This window comes from Enterobacter sp. BIDMC 26 (assembly GCF_000534435.1).
Classification (GTDB): domain Bacteria; phylum Pseudomonadota; class Gammaproteobacteria; order Enterobacterales; family Enterobacteriaceae; genus Enterobacter; species Enterobacter ludwigii.
In genome coordinates this window covers 3,731,191-3,748,697 of record NZ_KI973182.1, presented here as the reverse complement: position 1 = coordinate 3,748,697, position 17,507 = coordinate 3,731,191, and the positions used below count along the sequence as shown (strand labels likewise).

The window sequence follows — 17,507 nt, the reverse complement described above, 5'->3', positions numbered from 1 at the left end:
CCCTCTCCCTGGGGGAGAGGGTATCAGGCCGCGGTGAATTACAGAGACTGGTGCTTCGTCTCGTGGGTCAGCAGCAGGGCAATCAGCGTCAGTGCTGCCATGGCGGCCAGGTAAACGCCCACGTAGAACAGGCCATAATTTGCCTGCAGCCAGGTGGCGATATAAGGCGCAACGGACGCACCCAGAATAGAGGCAACGTTATAGGAGAACGACGCACCGGTATAACGCACTTCCGTTGGGAACAGCTCTGGCAGCAGCGCGCCCATCGGGCCGAAGGTCAGGCCCATCAGGCTCAGACCAATGAGCAGGTACGCCATGACCAGCGCAGGGCTACCTGAACCCAGCAGCGGCGGGAAGACGAACAGGGCAAACAGAATGATCAGCGTGGTGATAACAATCATGCTTGAGCGACGACCAAACTTATCCGCCAGCAGGCCGGCAATCGGCACCATGACGCCAAACCCAATGACCGCCATCATCAACATCCACAGCACTTCGTTACGCGGCAGGCCGAGCCCAACCGGCGCGGCGGCGGTGCTGAACGTCATTGAGTAGACCGTCATGATATAGAACAGCGTATAGGTCGCGAGCATGATAAACGTGCCCAGTACCGTCACGCGGACGTGTTTAGTCAGCAGCGTACCCAACGGCACTTTTACCTGTTTTTTCGCGGCAGCAACTTTAGCGAAAACCGGCGTTTCGTGAAGCGACACGCGGACATACAGGCCAATCAGCACCAGCACGGCGGAGAAGACGAACGGAATACGCCAGCCCCAGCTCATGAACTGTTCGTCCGTCAGCAGCCAGGAGAGCAGCAGGAAAGTCCCGTTCGCAAAGAAGAAGCCAATCGGTGCACCAAGCTGCGGGAATGAACCGTACAGCGCGCGTTTGCGTGCCGGTGCGTTCTCCGTGGCCAGCAGCGCCGCACCCCCCCATTCACCGCCCAGCCCCAGACCCTGACCAAAACGCGCCAGCGCCAGCAGCATCGGGGCCAGAATACCAATGGTTTCGTAGGTAGGCAGCAAGCCGATAGCGACGGTGGAGATCCCCATCGTCAGCAGCGAGGCCACCAGCGTGACCTTACGGCCGATGCGATCGCCAAAGTGTCCAAACAGGGCAGAGCCAATCGGACGCGCAACAAACGCGATCGCAAAGGTAGCCAGAGACTGCAGCGTGGCTGCCGTCGGGTCACCCTGCGGGAAGAAAATATGCGGGAAGACAATGACCGCTGCGGTGGCATAAATGTAAAAGTCGAAGAACTCAATGGCGGTGCCAATCAGCGAGGCGACGACAACTTTGTTTCGCGAGTTAACCGGCGCGGTTTCCGCACCGGAGTCGAGTGTTGTGGCTGTTGCTTGCATAATATTTTCTTATTTTTAGTCGGACGAAAGGCCATATTACGCACAGCAAAAGCGACATTTCAATCTGTAACAAAGCCGCGCGCTGGTGATAAAAGCAACAAAAAGCGGATAATGTTCAGGCCAGACAAAACACTTTCATGAAATGCTTCACAGTTTTCAAATATCAGCTGATAAAACTGGTTTTTGGTTAAATAAAAGTTACGGACTGGATTTATATGCTGAAATGATGAATCGGGCTGAAGTTTCAGCCCGGGAGAGACGTTATCGGTGTGTTTTACCCGGCATGCGCGGGTCGTCTTTGTACTCGGCGGTGGCAATCCACGCCGCGCAGAACAAGGTCAGGCGGGCGAAGAAGTAGAAGAACGCCATCAGCCCCAGCACCGAGCCAAACGCCGCGCCAGAAGGGGATTTCACCAGCGATGGCAGAGTGTAAGTCATCACAATTTTGATCACTTCAAAGCCTATCGCCGCAATCAATGTGCCGCGGATCAGCGCCTTCTTACGCGGACGATGGCGGGGCAAGCGCCAGAAGATCCAGAAGAACAGCAGATAGTTGGCGAAGATGGAAATAGCCAGTCCAATGCCGCGCCACGCGGGCTTCAGCCACTCGATGTAATCCAGATAGAGCGCAGAGATAATCATCTGCTGCGCCGAACCGGCGACAGAGGTGATGGAGAGCGTCACAATCAGCGCGACGAGCAGGCCAATCAGCGAAACAAAGTCGCGAAGATACTTAACCCAGATTTTCTCCTGGTCCTGAGGCTTACGCTCCCACACCTCGCGCGACTGGGCACGAATGGCCTCGCGGAGGTTGCCCATCCAGTTAATCCCGGAGTAAAGGGCAATCAGCAGACCGACGATACCGACCGTCGTACGTTGCTGTACGGCGGTATTAATGGTGTTTTTGAGCGTGGTGGCGAGGGTCGGATCACTGACGTTATTCAGGATTTTATTGAAGATATCCTGCAGCAGCGTTGGGTGTGACGCGAGCACAAAACCGGCTGCGGCAAAGGACACCATCAGGATCGGGATCATCGATAAAAAAGAGAAATAGGTGATGGCAGCACCAAACTGGTTACCCATGCGGTCATTAAACCGCTCTGTCGCGCGTATCAAGTGCGCAATCATGGGGAACTGCTGTATCCGCTCTGCCAGGCTGGTGACAGTCCCCAGCGCTTTGCTGGCGGTGCCTGGCATTTTTGCTTCTTCAGGCCCGGTTTCCATCTTCTGGATGGGTTCGTAATCTAAATGTTGGGTAGGTCGTTGCGGGTTGTTTTCCGGCGTCACGCGACTTTTCCTTTTCGTTTGGCTGGATGTTATTGAATTATAGCTTGCGACTAATCCACGTAAGCTTTTGTGAGTGCAGTAAGCCACTCCATAAACAGATGTACCCGACGGGAGAGGTTGCGCCGGTGGGGATAAATCAGCGATACCGGCATCGGTTCCGCCCGGTACTGCGGGAGAACTTCAATCAACTTCCTGGTGCGCAGAGCGTCACGCACGCCAACGCGCGGCACCTGGATAATACCTAGCCCGGCGATACAGGCCGCCTGATACGTTTCTGTGCTGTTGACGGTCAAAACCCCGCCCGTCTTCACCCACTGCGTCGACGTGCCGTTATAAAATTCAAAGCCCAGGGGACGTGTTCCCAGCGTGGCGGCGTAGTGAATGACGGCGTGTGAACCTAAATCTTCCAGCGTTTCCGGATAGCCAAAACGCGTGACATAATCCGGGCTGGCGCAGTTAATCACCGACAGCTTGCCCAGCGGGCGGGCGATAAGTCCCGAGTCTTTGAGCGCGCCGACGCGTACCACACAATCAAACCCTTCACGAATAACATCCACCAGGCGATCGCTGCTGCTAAGTTCCAGCTCGATGCCCGGATATTGCTGCAGAAAAGCAGGCAGTTTGGGGATGACTAAATTTCGAGCAACGCTGACGGGCATATCCACGCGTAACCGACCGCTGATGGTGGAGGGGTCATGCTGGAACATACCGTCCAGTTCATCCATGTTTGTCAGAAGATCTTTTGCCCGCTCGTAATACACCATGCCGTCCTGCGTCAGGCTTACGCGACGCGTGGTTCGGTGCAATAGCTGGGTTCCCAGTCGGTTTTCCAGCGCCTGAATTTGCCGCGAAACACTGCCTTTCGGCAGCGTCAGTGACTCCGCCGCCCGGGAAAAACTCTCCAGTTCCGCGACACGAACAAACAGCTGCATTGCGTGAATTTTATCCATAGACGAAGCTCATTGTTGTTGCAATTGAAACAGTGAAGCGCTCTGCGACATCTTTATTGATCTTCTATCACCTAATAAGCTCTTTCTCAATCTCCACAACAGTCAAAACGAGGTTTCTTATGTCTGAACGTATTGCATTAGTCACAGGTGGTAGCCGTGGCCTGGGTAAAAACGCGGCCTTAAAGCTGGCAGCAGACGGAACGGGAATTATCCTGACCTATAACCGAAGCCAACAGGACGCGCTGGATGTTGTGCGCGAAATTCAGCAAAAAGGCGTTAACGCGGCCGCATTGCAGCTCAACGTCGGCGATGTTGCCAGTTTCGACCTTTTTGCCGGTCAGCTTCAGGAAATCCTTAATACCGTATGGCAGCGTGAAACCTTTGATTATTTATTAAACAACGCCGGGACGGGCTTGTACGCGCCCTATGCCGAGACAACGGAAGCCCAGTTTGATGAGGCGCTGAATATCCATTTCAAAGGGCCTTTTTTCCTGACGCAGCGTTTGCTTCCCTTGCTGAACGACGGTGGGCGGATCCTGAACGTCTCCAGCGGGCTGGCCCGTTTTACGCAACCCGGTTCCGGCACCTATGCAGCAATGAAAGGGGCGATGGAAGTGCTGACCCGCTACCAGGCGAAAGAGCTGGGCGCGCGCGGTATCTCCGTCAATATCATTGCTCCCGGTGCGATAGAAACCGACTTTGGCGGCGGACGCGTGCGTGACAACGCGCAGCTTAACCAGATGCTGGCATCACAGACGGCGCTCGGGCGCGTAGGGCTGCCGGATGATATCGGTGATGCCATTGCGGCGCTGCTCAGCGATAAACTGGGCTGGATGAATGCGCAGCGTATTGAAGTATCAGGCGGTATGTTCCTGTGATGCCTTCGCTTAAGGGGATGGAACCTCTTAAGGAAATCCTCAAATTGAATGTGTCCAGATACTGGGAGATATAAATAACACTGGTGGATTTGTAACGTCTCCGTTCATTGAGTTTTTTCTTAAATAATGCCTCTGTAGAATCTCCCTTCGCGACTCTCAGAGGGAGAAAAACGATGCGGGTAATTATGTTTGACAGGCAGTCCCTGTTTATTCACGGAGCGATACACAGTCTTCAGAAATTAATTCCGGAAATAAATATTACGGGAAGCTGTCAGGCAGAAGATTTATGGGCGCAAATTTCAGCGTCACCCACGGCTATCGTCATGATTGACGGGAATTTAATTGAGGATGAGGGGATCGCCTGGCTGGAAGCGATCATGCAGCGTTTTCCGACGATACGCGTGGTAATGGTTCTGGCTAAAAAAGAGGCCCGCTGGGTTGAGCAATTGCTGCAGCGAAACGTGATGGCCATTGTTCCCCGCAATGCGCACCCGGAGCGCTTTTCCGCGGTGCTGGATTCGGTCTCCCGAGGAATGGTGTGCTTCCCCGGTGAGTGGGTGAGGCAACCGTCGGCGCCGCAGGCGTTATTATCCTTAAGCGAACGCCAGCGCGAAGTCCTGAAATTACTGGCGGCGGGGGAGTCCAACAAAGAGATCGGGCGCAATCTCAACATCAGCGCCGCCACGGTGAAAGCGCACCTGGAAGCGCTTTTCCGCCGTCTGGAGGTGAAAAACAGAACCCAGGCCGCGATGTACTATACCCGGGCGACGGCCTGAAGAATTGCGGTCGGGAGTGAGGTCGTCTCACCGAAACTGAGCATCATCAACACCAGCGCGTCGTGCTGCTGTTGGGTTAACGGGCGTTTAAATTTTTCCCGAAACAGCGTTTCGCACAGCTGAATATCATCGTGAAGTAAATATTCAGCCTGTAGCGGCGTGATAAGACGCTGAAAACATTCGCCCTGGCGAATAACATGGCCATAGCCTATAACCCATAAACCGTTTTCATCACGATATTTCTCCAGAGAAAGCCCCTGGTGTTTTTTTATTAACGCAATGGCGGCAGAAGATATCTTCAGCGCATGACCTTTCATATTCGTTTCCTCTTAATGGCAATATTGTAGAGGAAACGACGCACGCGAAATATCCGCCAAATGGCTATAGGTCAGGAATAATTGCTGAGATATTCCTGCTTCAATAAACCGAACAGCCAGTCATTATGCCATTGTCCGCCAAGGTAATAACTCTCGCGTAACTCACCTTCCAGACGAAAGCCCGTTTTTTCCAGCAGGCGTCTGGAGGCGATATTCCCCGCCGTGACGGTGGCGGTGAGGCGGCGTATGCCGCCCTGATGAAAGGCGTAACCGCACAGCGCCTGCAGTGATTCGAAGCCGTAGCCTTTCCCCTGGGCCGCAGGTGCAAAAAGAAAACCCACTTCCGCGCAATCGTCATCGCGATGAATATAACCGGTGACGCCGAGCGGTACGCCGGAGGTGGCGTCACGCACAACGAGGCAAAGCCAGTGCGCGCTGCCCGGCGTCCAGGGCGTCAGACGAGATTCGAACGCCTCGCGGATCGCCTCCACGGGGCGATCTTCCGCGACAAAACGCATCACCTCGGGGTCGTGCTGCAACGCCAGGAAAAAGGGCCAGTCATGGTCTTGCAGCGGTGAACAGATAAGACGCGATGTCGTTAAGACAGGCATTCAGATTCTCCTGAAACATTTAAAATGATTTTCGTGGTGTCACTTTATTTCAACAGAAAGTCAGGTATGGTTAACCTCGTATAAATAAAAAGAAAAACGGCCATTACGGGCCCATTCTGGTTGTCTTCGTTGTCGCTTAAGGAAAACAATGACTCTCAGCACAGCACACCCTATCCGCGAACAGTTCGAACACTGTCTGGCGGTTATTCGCCAGGCCTCGGTTGAAATTTTACTTCTCCTGAATGTACATGTTTCTGAGGGAAAAGATCCACGCTGGTTTCTGGAACAACTGGACAGCGCGCGTTTAGGCCTGGGGGGCTGGAATGCGGTTGCGAAGACGCTCAATTTGAATGACGCGGAGATGTCCGAATTCACGCTGCAATTGCGTCTGCTTCAGCAGCGTGTTCCTCAGTACGAAAGCGGTCAGGATGTCAGTGAAAACCAGCTGATTGCCGCGATGCGGTTTGTGACTACGCTGGAGCACCTTCGTTTGCAGCAGCCTCTTCTGACCTACAGCACCGAAGTGGCGCCTGGCAGTGAACTCCAGCAGCAACAGGCGCACAAGCAGGTGCGTACAATTGAGTTGATGATAAAAGGGCTCATCCAGCAGGCCTGGCCCGATCAGGTGCGGCTGAATAACCATCTTAAAACCCTGTTTAACGCGGACCGCGTGCGGCGCTGGCTGAAGCTTGGTGACATCAATGATGTGCTGAGCGGCATGATGTTCAGTGAGCTGGCACAGATGCTGGTGGATAAAAAAGAGTTCAGCCGCTACTACGCCTCGCTGTTTAGCGATCCGTCAATGCTCACGCTGATGGTGGAACCGCGGAAAACCCTGCAAACCTTCCTCGATGATATTCGGCAAATCCGCAACAATATTACCGTGCAGAAAGCGTTAAGTTCGGCGCAAATCCAGCTGCTGGATAACTACTACACGCAGATCACCCGACCGGTTCAACGTGCTTTTGAAGAGGGGAGAACCCGTGTCAACCCGGCCGGACTGATGGCGGTGGATGCCAGCGAGCTGCATGCTTTCTGGGAAAAGGCGCAGAAAATGGATCGTGTGACCGGCGGGGATCTCTTTGAGGTTCGTGACACGATTGAAAAACCGACCCAGCGCGCACCGCGCACGCCAGAACAGCGTGAGCAGCTTATTTCCGGCGCGTTATGGGGGGCGGTTGGCGTGATGGTGATTGCCATTGTGGCGGGCGGCTTCTGGCTGGTAACCAGCAGTAAACCCCAGCCTGCAGCCGGGAACGTTGCAGAAACGGCCCAGCCTCAGGAGATGCGCGAAACCCCCTCCTCGCGCGAGACGCTGTCGCGCATGGGCGTGACCTGGGACGAGAATAATTTCCGCTCGGCGATTAACCGCAATGATACCCGGGTGGCACTGCTGTTTTTGCAGGGAGGGATGGACTGGAAGCTCTCCTGGACGGAAGAGGCGATGTCGGCTGACTATGACGACGTTCTGGAGCTGATGTTGCGCTACCGACAGAACATGGTGGAACAGAAGCCGTGCCGGCGCTTTATCAACACGCTCAGCCATGCCATGTCGAATGGCGAGTCCCTGACGTCAATGCGTAAACAGTATCTGAAGGCGTTTTGCACCGTGCCTGCCGTGGTGAAGCGCCAGCAGCATGATCTGGATTTGGCGACGCGTCGGGCACAATCACAGCCGGATGCCACCACAAAAAAATGGCAGTCCATCCAGACCGCCATTTATGAAGTGATTCGTTAATCCTGTCTTCTCCCTCTCCCGGGAGGAGAGGGATGGATACGGGCATCAGACCGCAGAAGGTCACGGCTCCCCATACAACCCAATCAACCGCCGTACCACGCCGTTAGTCCAGCCGAAGCCATCCTGCAGCGGGTACTCACCCCCGCCCCCTTCGCGCGGCGTACTGCTGGCGATGTGATATTTCTCAATCAGCTTATGGTGGGCTTTATAGAAATGATTCACCGTCTGCAGCCAGCTCCAGGCAATCTCATCGCCCAGCGAGTCATTGCCGTACTGTTTGAAGCCCTGAATCGCCATCCACTGCAGCGGCGCCCAGCCGTTGGGTTTATCCCACTGCTCGCCGGTCTCGTACTCGGTGGCTAGAATCCCGCCCGGCGTCAGCAGACGTGCTTTTACCGCATCCGACAAGCGTTCAGCCTGCTCGTGGGTCGCCATGCCAACGTACAGCGGCACAATGCTCGCCGCTGAGAACAGCGCCATGACCTCGCGGCGCCAGTCGTAGTCACGGTAACAGCCATTCTCGTCATCCCACAGATACCGGTTCACCGCGGCGCGGCGATCGCTGGCTTTCTGGCGGAACAGTTCCGCGGTCTCTTTATCCCCTTTCGATGCCGAAATATTGGCGATCGCGCTTTCCAGTTTGAACAGGAACGCGTTCAAATCGATAGGAATAAACTGCGTGGTGCGGATGCTGGCAAGTCGGCCAGGCTCCCGCAGCCAGCGCGAGGAGTAATCCCAGCCGGAGGCCGCGCCTGCGCGCAAATCGCGATAAACCTCATTCGGCGGACGGCCAGAGTGACGGGCGGTTTCCACATCCTCAATCCATGATTCATCGCGCGGCGTGTCACGGTCGTCCCAGTAGCGGTTTAACAGCGAGCCATCTGGCATACGCACCGCACTGCGATAGGCCTGATTAAGCAGCAGCGATTCCGCCCCGTCCATCCAGAAGGCATGCTCCATTTTGAGGTGTTCAAGGTAGCGCTTTGCACCGCGCACACCATCCTCTTCAAACAGCTCCACCATCAGGGCAAATACCGGCGGCTGGGAGCGGCTGAGATAATAGGTACGGTTACCGTTCGGGATATGGCCGTAGCGTTCAATCAACCACGCGAAGTTATCCGCCATACATTTCAGCAGATCGTTACGTCCGCTCTCTGCCAGACCCAGCATGGAGAAGTAGGAATCCCAGTAATAGGTCTCGCTAAAACGCCCGCCGGGCACGATATAGGCCTGCGGCAGCGCCAGCAGAGAAGACCAGGGGATGTGGTCCTGCGGCTCGCGCGTCAGCACGGGCCACAGGCTGTCAATGTGCTCTTTTAGCGACAGGCCGGGGTCGGAGACATATTCCGTAGTATAGGTCTCTGGCAGCCAGAAGTGGTTCTCCACGAACCGGCGCAGGTCGAAATCCCGGTGGCGCCTGACCTTGCGATAGCGGATCAGAATATCCAGAGGATCCATCTTCGGGGCACAGTCGGGGAAGGTTTTGCTGTCCGCAAACAGCCGTGTCGACTGCACGTGCTCGAACAGTTCCAGATAGCGATCGGCGGGCGTCAGAGCATCAGAGGCGGGTAGCCCCTCAATCATTTCGGGTTCCGGCTCCGCCTCAATCATTTCATCCAGTTTTAACTCGCAGGGATCGGTCTCGTAGCGCAGCTCTTCTGCAATCTCGAACTCGATGTTCTCGGCAGCCTGTAGTTTCTGGTTGAACATGGCGATAAGGACCTCCGGTTGTGTGTTCAAAATAACAGTTTTTTCCGGGCGTCTTATAAGCGTAGACATTCGCTTCGGTGTTGGCTGAGGGAAATGTGCGGTTGATCACGTTTTTAAACGCGAGGTATTTGCGGAGTTAGAACAGCAATTGGCTGAAAAATAAAGGCTAAAAGGGATTTTTAGACAGATTTATGGGGCAAATAATTCAGAGCATTCGTTGTGCAACCATTTATGTCTGAAACAAACGCCCCTCCGCAGAGGGGCATTTTGCTTAACGCATGGTGACACAATACTATCACAGATTCCAATTTCTGAAATTCTGGAAAGCCCCGCAGAGCGTGTTCTGAACGTATGATTTGTATTTTTCCAGACCATGGACGTGTTTCCAAAGTTACTTTTGTTGTTAACGCTGTTGGCTAATGATTAAGCATTAAAGGATTCTATCAGAAGGGAGAGTTATCTTGCGTTGCATAAGACCTCTCTTTTACTTGCTATCTGGTACCAGAAAAGAATCTACGGAATGAGCATGTTGGATCGTGATGTACAAAGTAAAATGAGACTTAATATCAAGAGGGTGTGTTGTTAGAGCTTTTATACCCGTTTTGAGTCTTTTTCACATGAGACTTTCTGCCGTAACGTCGACAAAAGAATTCTTTTAAGAGATGATACTCTCACTACTTGTCAGTAATTTATCAATCTATCGAGTGAGCAAATTCTTCCTCACGAATGTGAAGAACAGACTAAGACTGGACGGTCGGAAGATGAGATTTTAATGATCCTGAATTCATAGGATGAAATATGTTCATGACTATTCTATATGACGGCCTAAATCATTTCATGTCGGCACCATCTTCTATAAAACTTATGGAATGAAATTATTCTTTTTATAATGTTTGATGGGGCATGGTTTTAGGGCTAGTATGCGAACCGTTGGTTTAGTGGAGGGGTCAATTACATCTGTAGTAAGAGATGTTTTTATATTTAGTCTGGAAGGGTTTTCGGATGGCATTTGCCATCCTTTTTTTACTGTTACAAGTAGGGTGTTGTTTTTCGAATTCTGGCCTAAAAGATGCGTAAATCCCTAAAAAGTGGCTCGATCGTCATGCTTACTCTGTGTTCTTCTTAGATTCACATGCTTTTCTCGTTCTAAGATATTTGAGGTTTAAAGTTAATGTGATTTATTTTTTCAAAAAAAACTGTTAAATAGTGTGTTTTTATATTCCTGTTTATTTCAAAAGTGACGTATATAATGTAACTCCATTACTTAATGGAATCGTTTCTCTCACGTCCTCCCGGGAATATACTGAAAGGTTAAGTTTCACCGTATCAAGTGTATCAGTTGAACTCCCTAGAATTCTTAATTTATGCTGGGCTGAACAAGCATGTAAAAATCCAATTTGCATTGGAAATATTCATTCCCCATCGGTTTTTTATTCGATCCCCGAAGAAAGTGCAGATTCATTTCGTTTTTTCCAAGGTACCAGGTTAGAACCCAAATTCATATCTGTGTTTACTTAGGGGATATAATAATAAAATGACAATCCCATTTTTCGCCTTTATTGTCGGTATTTTATTCTGCATCTTGTATTCATGTTACGCTCCGTTAATCTATGCTTTCGTAAGGCTCAAAATTAATTCGTTATTTAAAAATGTCATATTGTGATCTGTTCATTTTTCTTTCGACATTTTTATGCAAAAATCCTTTCTTCGTCTGATAGACTCCTGAAGTTCTTTGTTATGACACCGGTTCAAAAGATACAGCCATCGAGTAGCGGCACGACGCCAGAATCGGGCTGATTCAAGTTGTAAAGCAATTGAGTCATACATAATATCGGGATTAATGACCATGGTTCCTCCAGAAATAAATTGAGTGGTTTGATATGATTTCTTGATAGCTCAGGAAATTATGTGTATGTAATTGGCCATTAAAGAGTGATTAATAATATTTAACTTTCGGAATGCTCTCAATCTCACTTGGCTAATATACTTGCATTGTTTTTGCAAGATTTTAGCAATTGCTGATATAGAATAACCTTTTGCAGTGTATTGTAATATTGAAATCTCTATCATGCTTAAGGATTCTGGTAGTTTATATAAATGTATTGTATGAGGTTTCGGTATTTTTAGGGAGTACAGAATGAAATTAATTTCGTTAAGAGATAGATTGGGTGAGAAGAGTTTAATATCATTGAAACTTGTTCTCATGAGGGATTTAATTAAAGGGTAAGCTTTGTTGTCAGCAAAAATAAGACTCGCCTTAACCTGGATGTAACAGCAAGATTCTTTCAGGTCCTGCAGGAAAGATGTAGTGCTTTTAATTATGAAGTTAATTTTATAGCCATCCTGAATAAAAGGATGGAACAGTGCCTGAACACCGATCTGATGATATAAGCAATCAGTAATAATAACAACATTTACCATGTATAATTAGCCTGCCATAATGTTCACGAAGTTGGGCGCTCATCATTCCATATAGTTTTCTTAATATAAGGAATCGGGACTTATATGTTAGCACTAAGGCTTTTTAGCTTTTGTTTGACTGCTCCTGAGACACTGCGGACGATGGATCCGTACGCCTGCTTTCAGAGCTAAGCTTCGCATTTTTATGTGTAAGATCTTCAACCTGAAGTTGTAAGGCCTTTAGAACCCGATCTTTTTTATCGAGTTCAATGGTTAGCTTTTTTAATTCTTCATTTACAGACTGGTCTTGTGAGATTCCGACTCTGGCCGTAAGTAGTGCATTCTGTCTGGACATTTCTTCAAGCTGTTTTTTCAATGTATTAATTTCATTTTGTTTAGAAATATGATGATGTGATACTACTTTTACATTTTGTTTTGTTTCAATTTTACTATTTTTCTTTTTAGGGGGAGACTTTGCAACTTCGTTTTTTTCATAATGCATTGGTAATTTAATTTCAGAAACTTCTGTTAAAAAGGTGCTTGCTGAAACAGAGTTGCTTAGAAGTATAAAAGGAATTATAAGGAAGTATGATCGTGACATTTTGATTATATCTCCTGTTAATTGTTACGCGTGCCTGATTCAGTCTTGATCTCTTTAATTACAAGGGATGATATATTATTGCATATATCATGAACCCTGAACTCATAAAGTGGTGTTACTGTCATGCTAACGCTCGTGGATACTTTACTAGAGACCGAAGCGTAGTGTTTAGCACTGTCTATGGTTTTGTATAGAGAGGTTACTTCATTAGTATATTTTTTATTTGTTCTGAGCAGCAATTCTGCATCATTAAGACATTGCTGTAAATAAGTATCTTCGCTGCCTTTTTCAACTGGCTGTTCAGTTGTATTATATTCTTTGTTGGGCGGAGTCGACATGGCTGTAATTACTTCAGTTCCATGCGGGACTTTTTCTTCTGATGTGCAGCCAGATAATATGTAAAGGCATGAAATAATTACTGGTAACTTCTGGATATGGCGTTTTGTCATGATATTTCAACAGTTCCTGTTTTAGCTTGGCGAAAATACAAAAATGCCTAAGTTTTTAATGAATAAAAGCATAGCCTGCAATAATTATGCAAATGGTAATGAATAATGATATGAATGAACTTATACAATAAACCCTATAAAGAATCTCACTGCTCTTCATAAAAGAACAGTGAGATTGAATTTTTAAGAATTAATCTGCAATAACACGAACTCGACGCTTCTGCTCGGAACCTACAGGTGTATATGTGTTAGTCGTAGCGCCTGGAATATCTTCATATGTGCCTGAACCGACGGAAGTTTCGATTTGCCACTGATATGAATTTGCTGCCCCAGTGGATCCATCAGCCAGGGTGACAGTCGTTGTGAGCGCTGTACCTACCTGAGGATATCCGTTAACGAATCCATCGATAACTACGCTCGCTGGAGCACTTGAGGATGCAACGGTCAGGGCATTAGACGAAACTGGTGCACCCAATTCCGGATCGGTTGTCGCAGGGTCTGTATGCGGAGTTTCCTGTACGGAAATCGATTTGCCTAAATCAGTTGCCTTGACAGTGTATGTTGCGGATGTTTCACCGTTGATCGGGGTATTATCCGCTAACCACTGGTAGGTGCGTTGAGTTTCGGCATCTTGATCGGCATCACTAAAGTCACCTGGTGTGGTAATAGTAAGAACATCACCGGTATCAATAATACCATTGGTATTACTATCTGTTGAGGAAATAGTACTTTCTGTCAGTACTGGCGCTCGCCCTTTAACGGTATCAGTAGGGTTCGAGGTAACCGCCAGAGCAGAGCCTGAAATAGCGACAAAAGAAAGACTAATAAGTAAAGAAATATATTTCTGTTTCATAATTAAATTCACTCAAAATAATTAAAAATTAATCAGGGATGCTTACACGCAACGCACGTTTCTGTATATCCCGTTTAACAACAAGTTGTTGTTGTGTCTCACCAGCAATGTTGGTGAAGGTTCCACTGCCAGGAGTTGTTTCAACCTGCCATTGAAATCCAGTGGGTTGTTCGGCACAGGGAGTATCACCGCATTTTAGTATTGCAGTAAGAACATCATCTACAATTGGGTTATCAGCTAGCTCTTTATCTCCCCGATAGACTAAAATATTGCTCGGAACTGTAAACGTAACGGTTACATCCTTGCTGCTACCATCGCTTAGAGTAGCTGTTACCAGACTCTGACCTGCTTGTGAACTGGTTAAAGGCATGGTTACCTCACCGTTGATATCTGTTATTCCTGTTGGAGAAATGTTCGCTCCATTATCAGCTTTAAATTGTACAGTTTGACCCTCAAATGGCTTTCCATCGCCATCTCGAACGATAACTTTAATACTGTTTTCAGATTTTCCATCAGCAGGTCTGTTGTTGTTTACTACCAGTATTTCGCTGATATCTCCTGCTACAGACATGAGTTCAATCTGGACAGGGGCAAATTCAAGTGACTCATAGTCTTTAACGGAAGCAACTACTGTTGTTATTCCTGTTTTTATACCTGTCAAATAAGCAACATAGGTTCCATCGCCACCATCAACAACCTCAGAAATAGTCGTACCTTCCAGTGAACTGTTGAACAATATTGTTTCCCCGGTGATTGGGTGATTGTTCACATCCTGGAGGAGCATGGTCAGTTTTACGTTGTCTTTACCATCCGCCAGTATTTGTTTCTTACTGGCATCAAATTTAGATGATTCCTGACTTGGTCCTGCTTCAGAAAAAGTAACTTCAGCTGTTTGCTTTTGATTCCCTACTGTAGCAGTGACTATCGCTACACCAGAAATCGCGGAAGTTAACTCCCACATTGCAGTACCGGTGGTGTCCGTCATCACGTCAGCAGTCACAATAGTCTGATCAGCAAGCACTGCCTGCATTGTAACCTGTTCCCCTGCGACCGGTTTTGTATTGCTGTCAACGAGTTTAGTTTTGATAACTATTGGCGTTTTACCATCTGCTGGTGCATTGTTGTTTTCCACAATCATTTCACCACTGAAACTTATTTCAGGAGCCAATACCTCAACAATCATTTCTTGCGGTTGAGAAATATTGCCTTTTGTATCCTCGACCTCTGCTATTAAAATATATATATTTTCGTTTGATGCGTTTGATGCGTTTGATGCGTTTGATGCGGCAGTTGCATTCTGAGCAACAACGGTGGTTTGTTTATAAGCCGGCAGTGTTATCTCAAAATGAGTTTTGTCAATCTCACGCAGTTTACCTCCCGCAGCTAAAAATTCAGAATTGCTCCAGTTAACTTGTTTCATTGGGTATTTACTTTCAACAGCCATGTGGATGGCATGTACTGTTCCCTCAGAATCTTTAATATAAGGCTTATCAAGTTTTGCTTTAATTAGTTCTTGTTTACGATACTCAAGTACTATGTTGTAATTTCGGTCAACAATATTATGTTTCGAACCAGCGATTTCACGCAGTGGCGCGACACTTGCTGGAGAAATCTGAGATTGCCAGGATTCCCCTGGTTTCCATGTAAACTGAATATTTATATTGGTTTCACTGTCATCGCCTTTACCAATGCGATGATCAACTCCTAGTGTCATTAGTGGGAAAGGCGTATAGTTAACGCCAGCTGTGACAGCGAACGCATCTTTATGGCGTTCATCTTTTCCAAATAATGCAACTTCTTCACCGAAGTACTGTTCGAACATCAGTTTACCACCTAACTGTGGCATCGATGGTAACCAGCCATTCATTCTTACATCAAATCCATTAGCCGGGCGTTCATCATAATCATCAAAATCACGAGACTGATGCCAGTCGGTTAACGCAAAATATCCGTTTGCTGAAAACTGAAGATAGTCCCGCCATAACTCCACGCCAGCTCCCAGGCGACGGTTGTCTCCGGTCTTGTCATAGTCATAGAATGTGTTAACACCATAGAGCCATTGTTCTGTATACCAGCGAGCTCCAGCACCGATGTTTATGGTGTTACGATCGTCTTTATTTCTCAGTCCCAATTGTGCGAAGAATGTGTTACCTTCGGTTTCATATACTGGTACCAGCCAGTCTATGCTGCTATTGTCGAGTGATAGCTCATCATCGAGGTTAATTTGTGTCTGGACAGTACCAAACTGCCCAAGCCATCCCTGTACACCCTGATTGACTTTATTCGTCACCATACCACGAGCCATACTTTCTGCCGCCGTTGCAACCTGGCCCTCTTGCAGAACCCCTGCCATTGATGAAGCCCCATGTGCAAGGCTGGCTTCAAACAATTTGGATTCATTTGCAGCTTTGTTATTGCTTTCAGTTGGATCGCCGGAAATTTTCATTTCTGTCGCAGGAATGTCTATTTCATCCCCTGCAGACAACTTATTAAATGGCTTACTGAAGGTACGGAACTGGTTGTAATTCTTCAATTGTGCCGAAGACAATCCTAACTTCTCAGCGATAATAGCTGTGTTTTCTCCATCCTTAAGAGTGTAAGTCTTAGAGGGATAAGAAAGCAGTTTTGCTTGATACTCATTAGCCCTATCTACTGGCTCCTTGTGAAATGCTGCATATGCGGGAGTAGATATAGATAATACCTGAAGCATAATGCAAGCTATGCTTGTTTTCTTTAAAGCAAAGGAAGATAGGCTGTATGGATTAGTAGTATCCGGTTTTTTAGCTGGCATCGTAGATCGACCATAGAGTATTAAGGTAAGTTCAATTCCGTCTATTGTATCTTTTATACATATCTTCGGAAGACTCAAAAGACGGGTGTTTGTGATTACTCTCGAAATTACAATGACATAGCTACAGGAATAGAGCTATTCCATGCCTTCCTGCTTCTGACTGAAAGAATAGCTTGCTAGTTAATTTTTATCTTTTTTTGGGGGTGGTATTGTTAATACTAACGATACTATAAAATCTGAAGTAATCAATTGTGGAGAAACCAAAACTTTAAAAGTTAAATCGATAGTAAAAAATGTCGTAAGTGTAAATCCATTTTAAAACAGGCTATTATATGAACCTTCAATTCTATGGGCTGCATGTAAGGCCACAGTTTTTTTAGCGTTTTATGATGGCAATCACAAGAGTTGCTTAATTGCTGTCGAATCTTTGGCGCTACTTCTTTCAAACGTTCAGAGATATGAGCATTACTGTCCAGGGCGAAATGTGCTCTTGTGAGGAGGCATTTATTTTTACGGTTATATTTTTAGCCTCCTCTATATCAGTGACAGTATGTGTTAAAGTATCACGAGGATACCCCTTACGGATTACGTTCGTGTACTGCTAAGGTATTCCTTTGAAGAACTGCCTGACTCGAGTAGAATTACTTTAAGTATGTCCGTTTTCTAACCACCCTGAATGATTCTCAATCATTCATTACGACGGTTTGAGTTAGACATACAGACATCGTCCCTGAGCATGAAAATAAATGATAGAGTTTATTCGGTGTTGTATGGGAGGGACTATT

General features: G+C 47.9%; 14 protein-coding genes. 3 read left to right on the top strand and 11 right to left on the bottom strand.

All coding sequences use genetic code 11. The features are described from left to right. Nucleotides 1-38: 38 nt before the first annotated feature. The 3 genes from L462_RS05755 to L462_RS05765 all read right to left on the bottom strand — a co-directional run bounded on the left by L462_RS05755 (nucleotide 39) and on the right by L462_RS05765 (nucleotide 3,598). On the bottom strand, nucleotides 39-1,361 hold the full coding sequence (locus L462_RS05755) for an MFS transporter (RefSeq protein WP_014172082.1): 1,323 nt from the start codon (nucleotides 1,359-1,361) through the stop codon (nucleotides 39-41). A 261-nt stretch (nucleotides 1,362-1,622) separates the two neighbouring features. Beyond that, on the bottom strand, nucleotides 1,623-2,648 hold the full coding sequence (gene yhjD, locus L462_RS05760) for an inner membrane protein YhjD (protein ID WP_032679193.1): 1,026 nt from the start codon (nucleotides 2,646-2,648) through the stop codon (nucleotides 1,623-1,625). 50 nt (nucleotides 2,649-2,698) lie between these two features. After that, nucleotides 2,699-3,598: a LysR family transcriptional regulator gene (locus L462_RS05765; protein ID WP_032679192.1), complete on the bottom strand. Its 900-nt coding sequence runs from the start codon at nucleotides 3,596-3,598 to the stop codon at nucleotides 2,699-2,701. Between the two features lie 119 nt (nucleotides 3,599-3,717). On the opposite strand from L462_RS05765, the gene L462_RS05770 reads away from it, so the two are divergent. Further along, nucleotides 3,718-4,476, top strand: a complete 759-nt coding sequence (locus tag L462_RS05770; RefSeq protein WP_032679191.1) for an SDR family NAD(P)-dependent oxidoreductase — start codon at nucleotides 3,718-3,720, stop codon at nucleotides 4,474-4,476. A 173-nt stretch (nucleotides 4,477-4,649) separates the two neighbouring features. Then, nucleotides 4,650-5,252: a response regulator transcription factor gene (locus L462_RS05775; protein ID WP_032679190.1), complete on the top strand. Its 603-nt coding sequence runs from the start codon at nucleotides 4,650-4,652 to the stop codon at nucleotides 5,250-5,252. On the opposite strand, the gene L462_RS05780 is transcribed toward L462_RS05775, so the two are convergent. Both L462_RS05780 and L462_RS05785 read right to left on the bottom strand, forming a co-directional pair. Beyond that, the gene (locus L462_RS05780; RefSeq protein WP_032679189.1) at nucleotides 5,231-5,569 is read right to left on the bottom strand and encodes a lysozyme; all 339 of its coding nucleotides are present in this window, start codon (nucleotides 5,567-5,569) and stop codon (nucleotides 5,231-5,233) included. The two genes, L462_RS05775 and L462_RS05780, sit on opposite strands and share 22 nt — an antisense overlap. Nucleotides 5,570-5,640: 71 nt before the next feature. Then, complete coding sequence (locus L462_RS05785) at nucleotides 5,641-6,180, bottom strand: GNAT family N-acetyltransferase (RefSeq protein ID WP_032679188.1); 540 nt, start codon at nucleotides 6,178-6,180, stop codon at nucleotides 5,641-5,643. A gap of 148 nt (nucleotides 6,181-6,328) precedes the next feature. Here L462_RS05785 and L462_RS05790 point away from each other — a divergent pair, with 148 nt between their 5' ends. Beyond that, complete coding sequence (locus tag L462_RS05790) at nucleotides 6,329-7,918, top strand: STY4199 family HEPN domain-containing protein (protein ID WP_032679187.1); 1,590 nt, start codon at nucleotides 6,329-6,331, stop codon at nucleotides 7,916-7,918. 60 nt (nucleotides 7,919-7,978) lie between these two features. Here L462_RS05790 and L462_RS05795 read toward each other — a convergent pair whose 3' ends face one another. The 6 genes from L462_RS05795 to L462_RS0123770 all read right to left on the bottom strand — a co-directional run bounded on the left by L462_RS05795 (nucleotide 7,979) and on the right by L462_RS0123770 (nucleotide 16,722). Then, nucleotides 7,979-9,628, bottom strand: coding sequence for an alpha,alpha-trehalase (locus L462_RS05795; RefSeq protein ID WP_020884498.1), 1,650 nt, complete (start codon nucleotides 9,626-9,628; stop codon nucleotides 7,979-7,981). A 1,668-nt stretch (nucleotides 9,629-11,296) separates the two neighbouring features. Beyond that, nucleotides 11,297-11,455, bottom strand: coding sequence for a PerC family transcriptional regulator (locus L462_RS25785; protein ID WP_369797572.1), 159 nt, complete (start codon nucleotides 11,453-11,455; stop codon nucleotides 11,297-11,299). Nucleotides 11,456-12,152: 697 nt separating this feature from the next. Next, nucleotides 12,153-12,629, bottom strand: a complete 477-nt coding sequence (locus tag L462_RS05810; RefSeq protein ID WP_032679184.1) for a hypothetical protein — start codon at nucleotides 12,627-12,629, stop codon at nucleotides 12,153-12,155. A gap of 17 nt (nucleotides 12,630-12,646) precedes the next feature. Then, nucleotides 12,647-13,078, bottom strand: coding sequence for a hypothetical protein (locus L462_RS25200; protein ID WP_155964445.1), 432 nt, complete (start codon nucleotides 13,076-13,078; stop codon nucleotides 12,647-12,649). A 190-nt stretch (nucleotides 13,079-13,268) separates the two neighbouring features. Further along, entirely contained in the window at nucleotides 13,269-13,931 is a 663-nt protein-coding gene (locus tag L462_RS24595) for a ZirU family protein (protein ID WP_072031460.1), read from the bottom strand. A 28-nt stretch (nucleotides 13,932-13,959) separates the two neighbouring features. Next, nucleotides 13,960-16,722, bottom strand: a complete 2,763-nt coding sequence (locus L462_RS0123770; protein ID WP_082209491.1) for an inverse autotransporter beta domain-containing protein — start codon at nucleotides 16,720-16,722, stop codon at nucleotides 13,960-13,962. Nucleotides 16,723-17,507 lie beyond the last annotated feature (785 nt).

What these genes read in the sequence shown, in the direction of transcription:
- L462_RS05765 (WP_032679192.1), bottom strand. Translation starts at nt 3,598, where the DNA reads ATGGATAAAATTCACGCAATGCAGCTGTTTGTTCGTGTCGCGGAACTG.
- L462_RS25785 (WP_369797572.1), bottom strand. Translation starts at nt 11,455, where the DNA reads ATGTATGACTCAATTGCTTTACAACTTGAATCAGCCCGATTCTGGCGT.
- L462_RS24595 (WP_072031460.1), bottom strand. Translation starts at nt 13,931, where the DNA reads ATGAAACAGAAATATATTTCTTTACTTATTAGTCTTTCTTTTGTCGCT.
- L462_RS05790 (WP_032679187.1), top strand. Translation starts at nt 6,329, where the DNA reads ATGACTCTCAGCACAGCACACCCTATCCGCGAACAGTTCGAACACTGT.
- L462_RS05770 (WP_032679191.1), top strand. Translation starts at nt 3,718, where the DNA reads ATGTCTGAACGTATTGCATTAGTCACAGGTGGTAGCCGTGGCCTGGGT.
- L462_RS05755 (WP_014172082.1), bottom strand. Translation starts at nt 1,361, where the DNA reads ATGCAAGCAACAGCCACAACACTCGACTCCGGTGCGGAAACCGCGCCG.
- L462_RS05775 (WP_032679190.1), top strand. Translation starts at nt 4,650, where the DNA reads ATGCGGGTAATTATGTTTGACAGGCAGTCCCTGTTTATTCACGGAGCG.
- L462_RS0123770 (WP_082209491.1), bottom strand. Translation starts at nt 16,722, where the DNA reads ATGCCAGCTAAAAAACCGGATACTACTAATCCATACAGCCTATCTTCC.
- L462_RS05795 (WP_020884498.1), bottom strand. Translation starts at nt 9,628, where the DNA reads ATGTTCAACCAGAAACTACAGGCTGCCGAGAACATCGAGTTCGAGATT.
- L462_RS05810 (WP_032679184.1), bottom strand. Translation starts at nt 12,629, where the DNA reads ATGTCACGATCATACTTCCTTATAATTCCTTTTATACTTCTAAGCAAC.
- L462_RS25200 (WP_155964445.1), bottom strand. Translation starts at nt 13,078, where the DNA reads ATGACAAAACGCCATATCCAGAAGTTACCAGTAATTATTTCATGCCTT.
- L462_RS05780 (WP_032679189.1), bottom strand. Translation starts at nt 5,569, where the DNA reads ATGAAAGGTCATGCGCTGAAGATATCTTCTGCCGCCATTGCGTTAATA.
- L462_RS05785 (WP_032679188.1), bottom strand. Translation starts at nt 6,180, where the DNA reads ATGCCTGTCTTAACGACATCGCGTCTTATCTGTTCACCGCTGCAAGAC.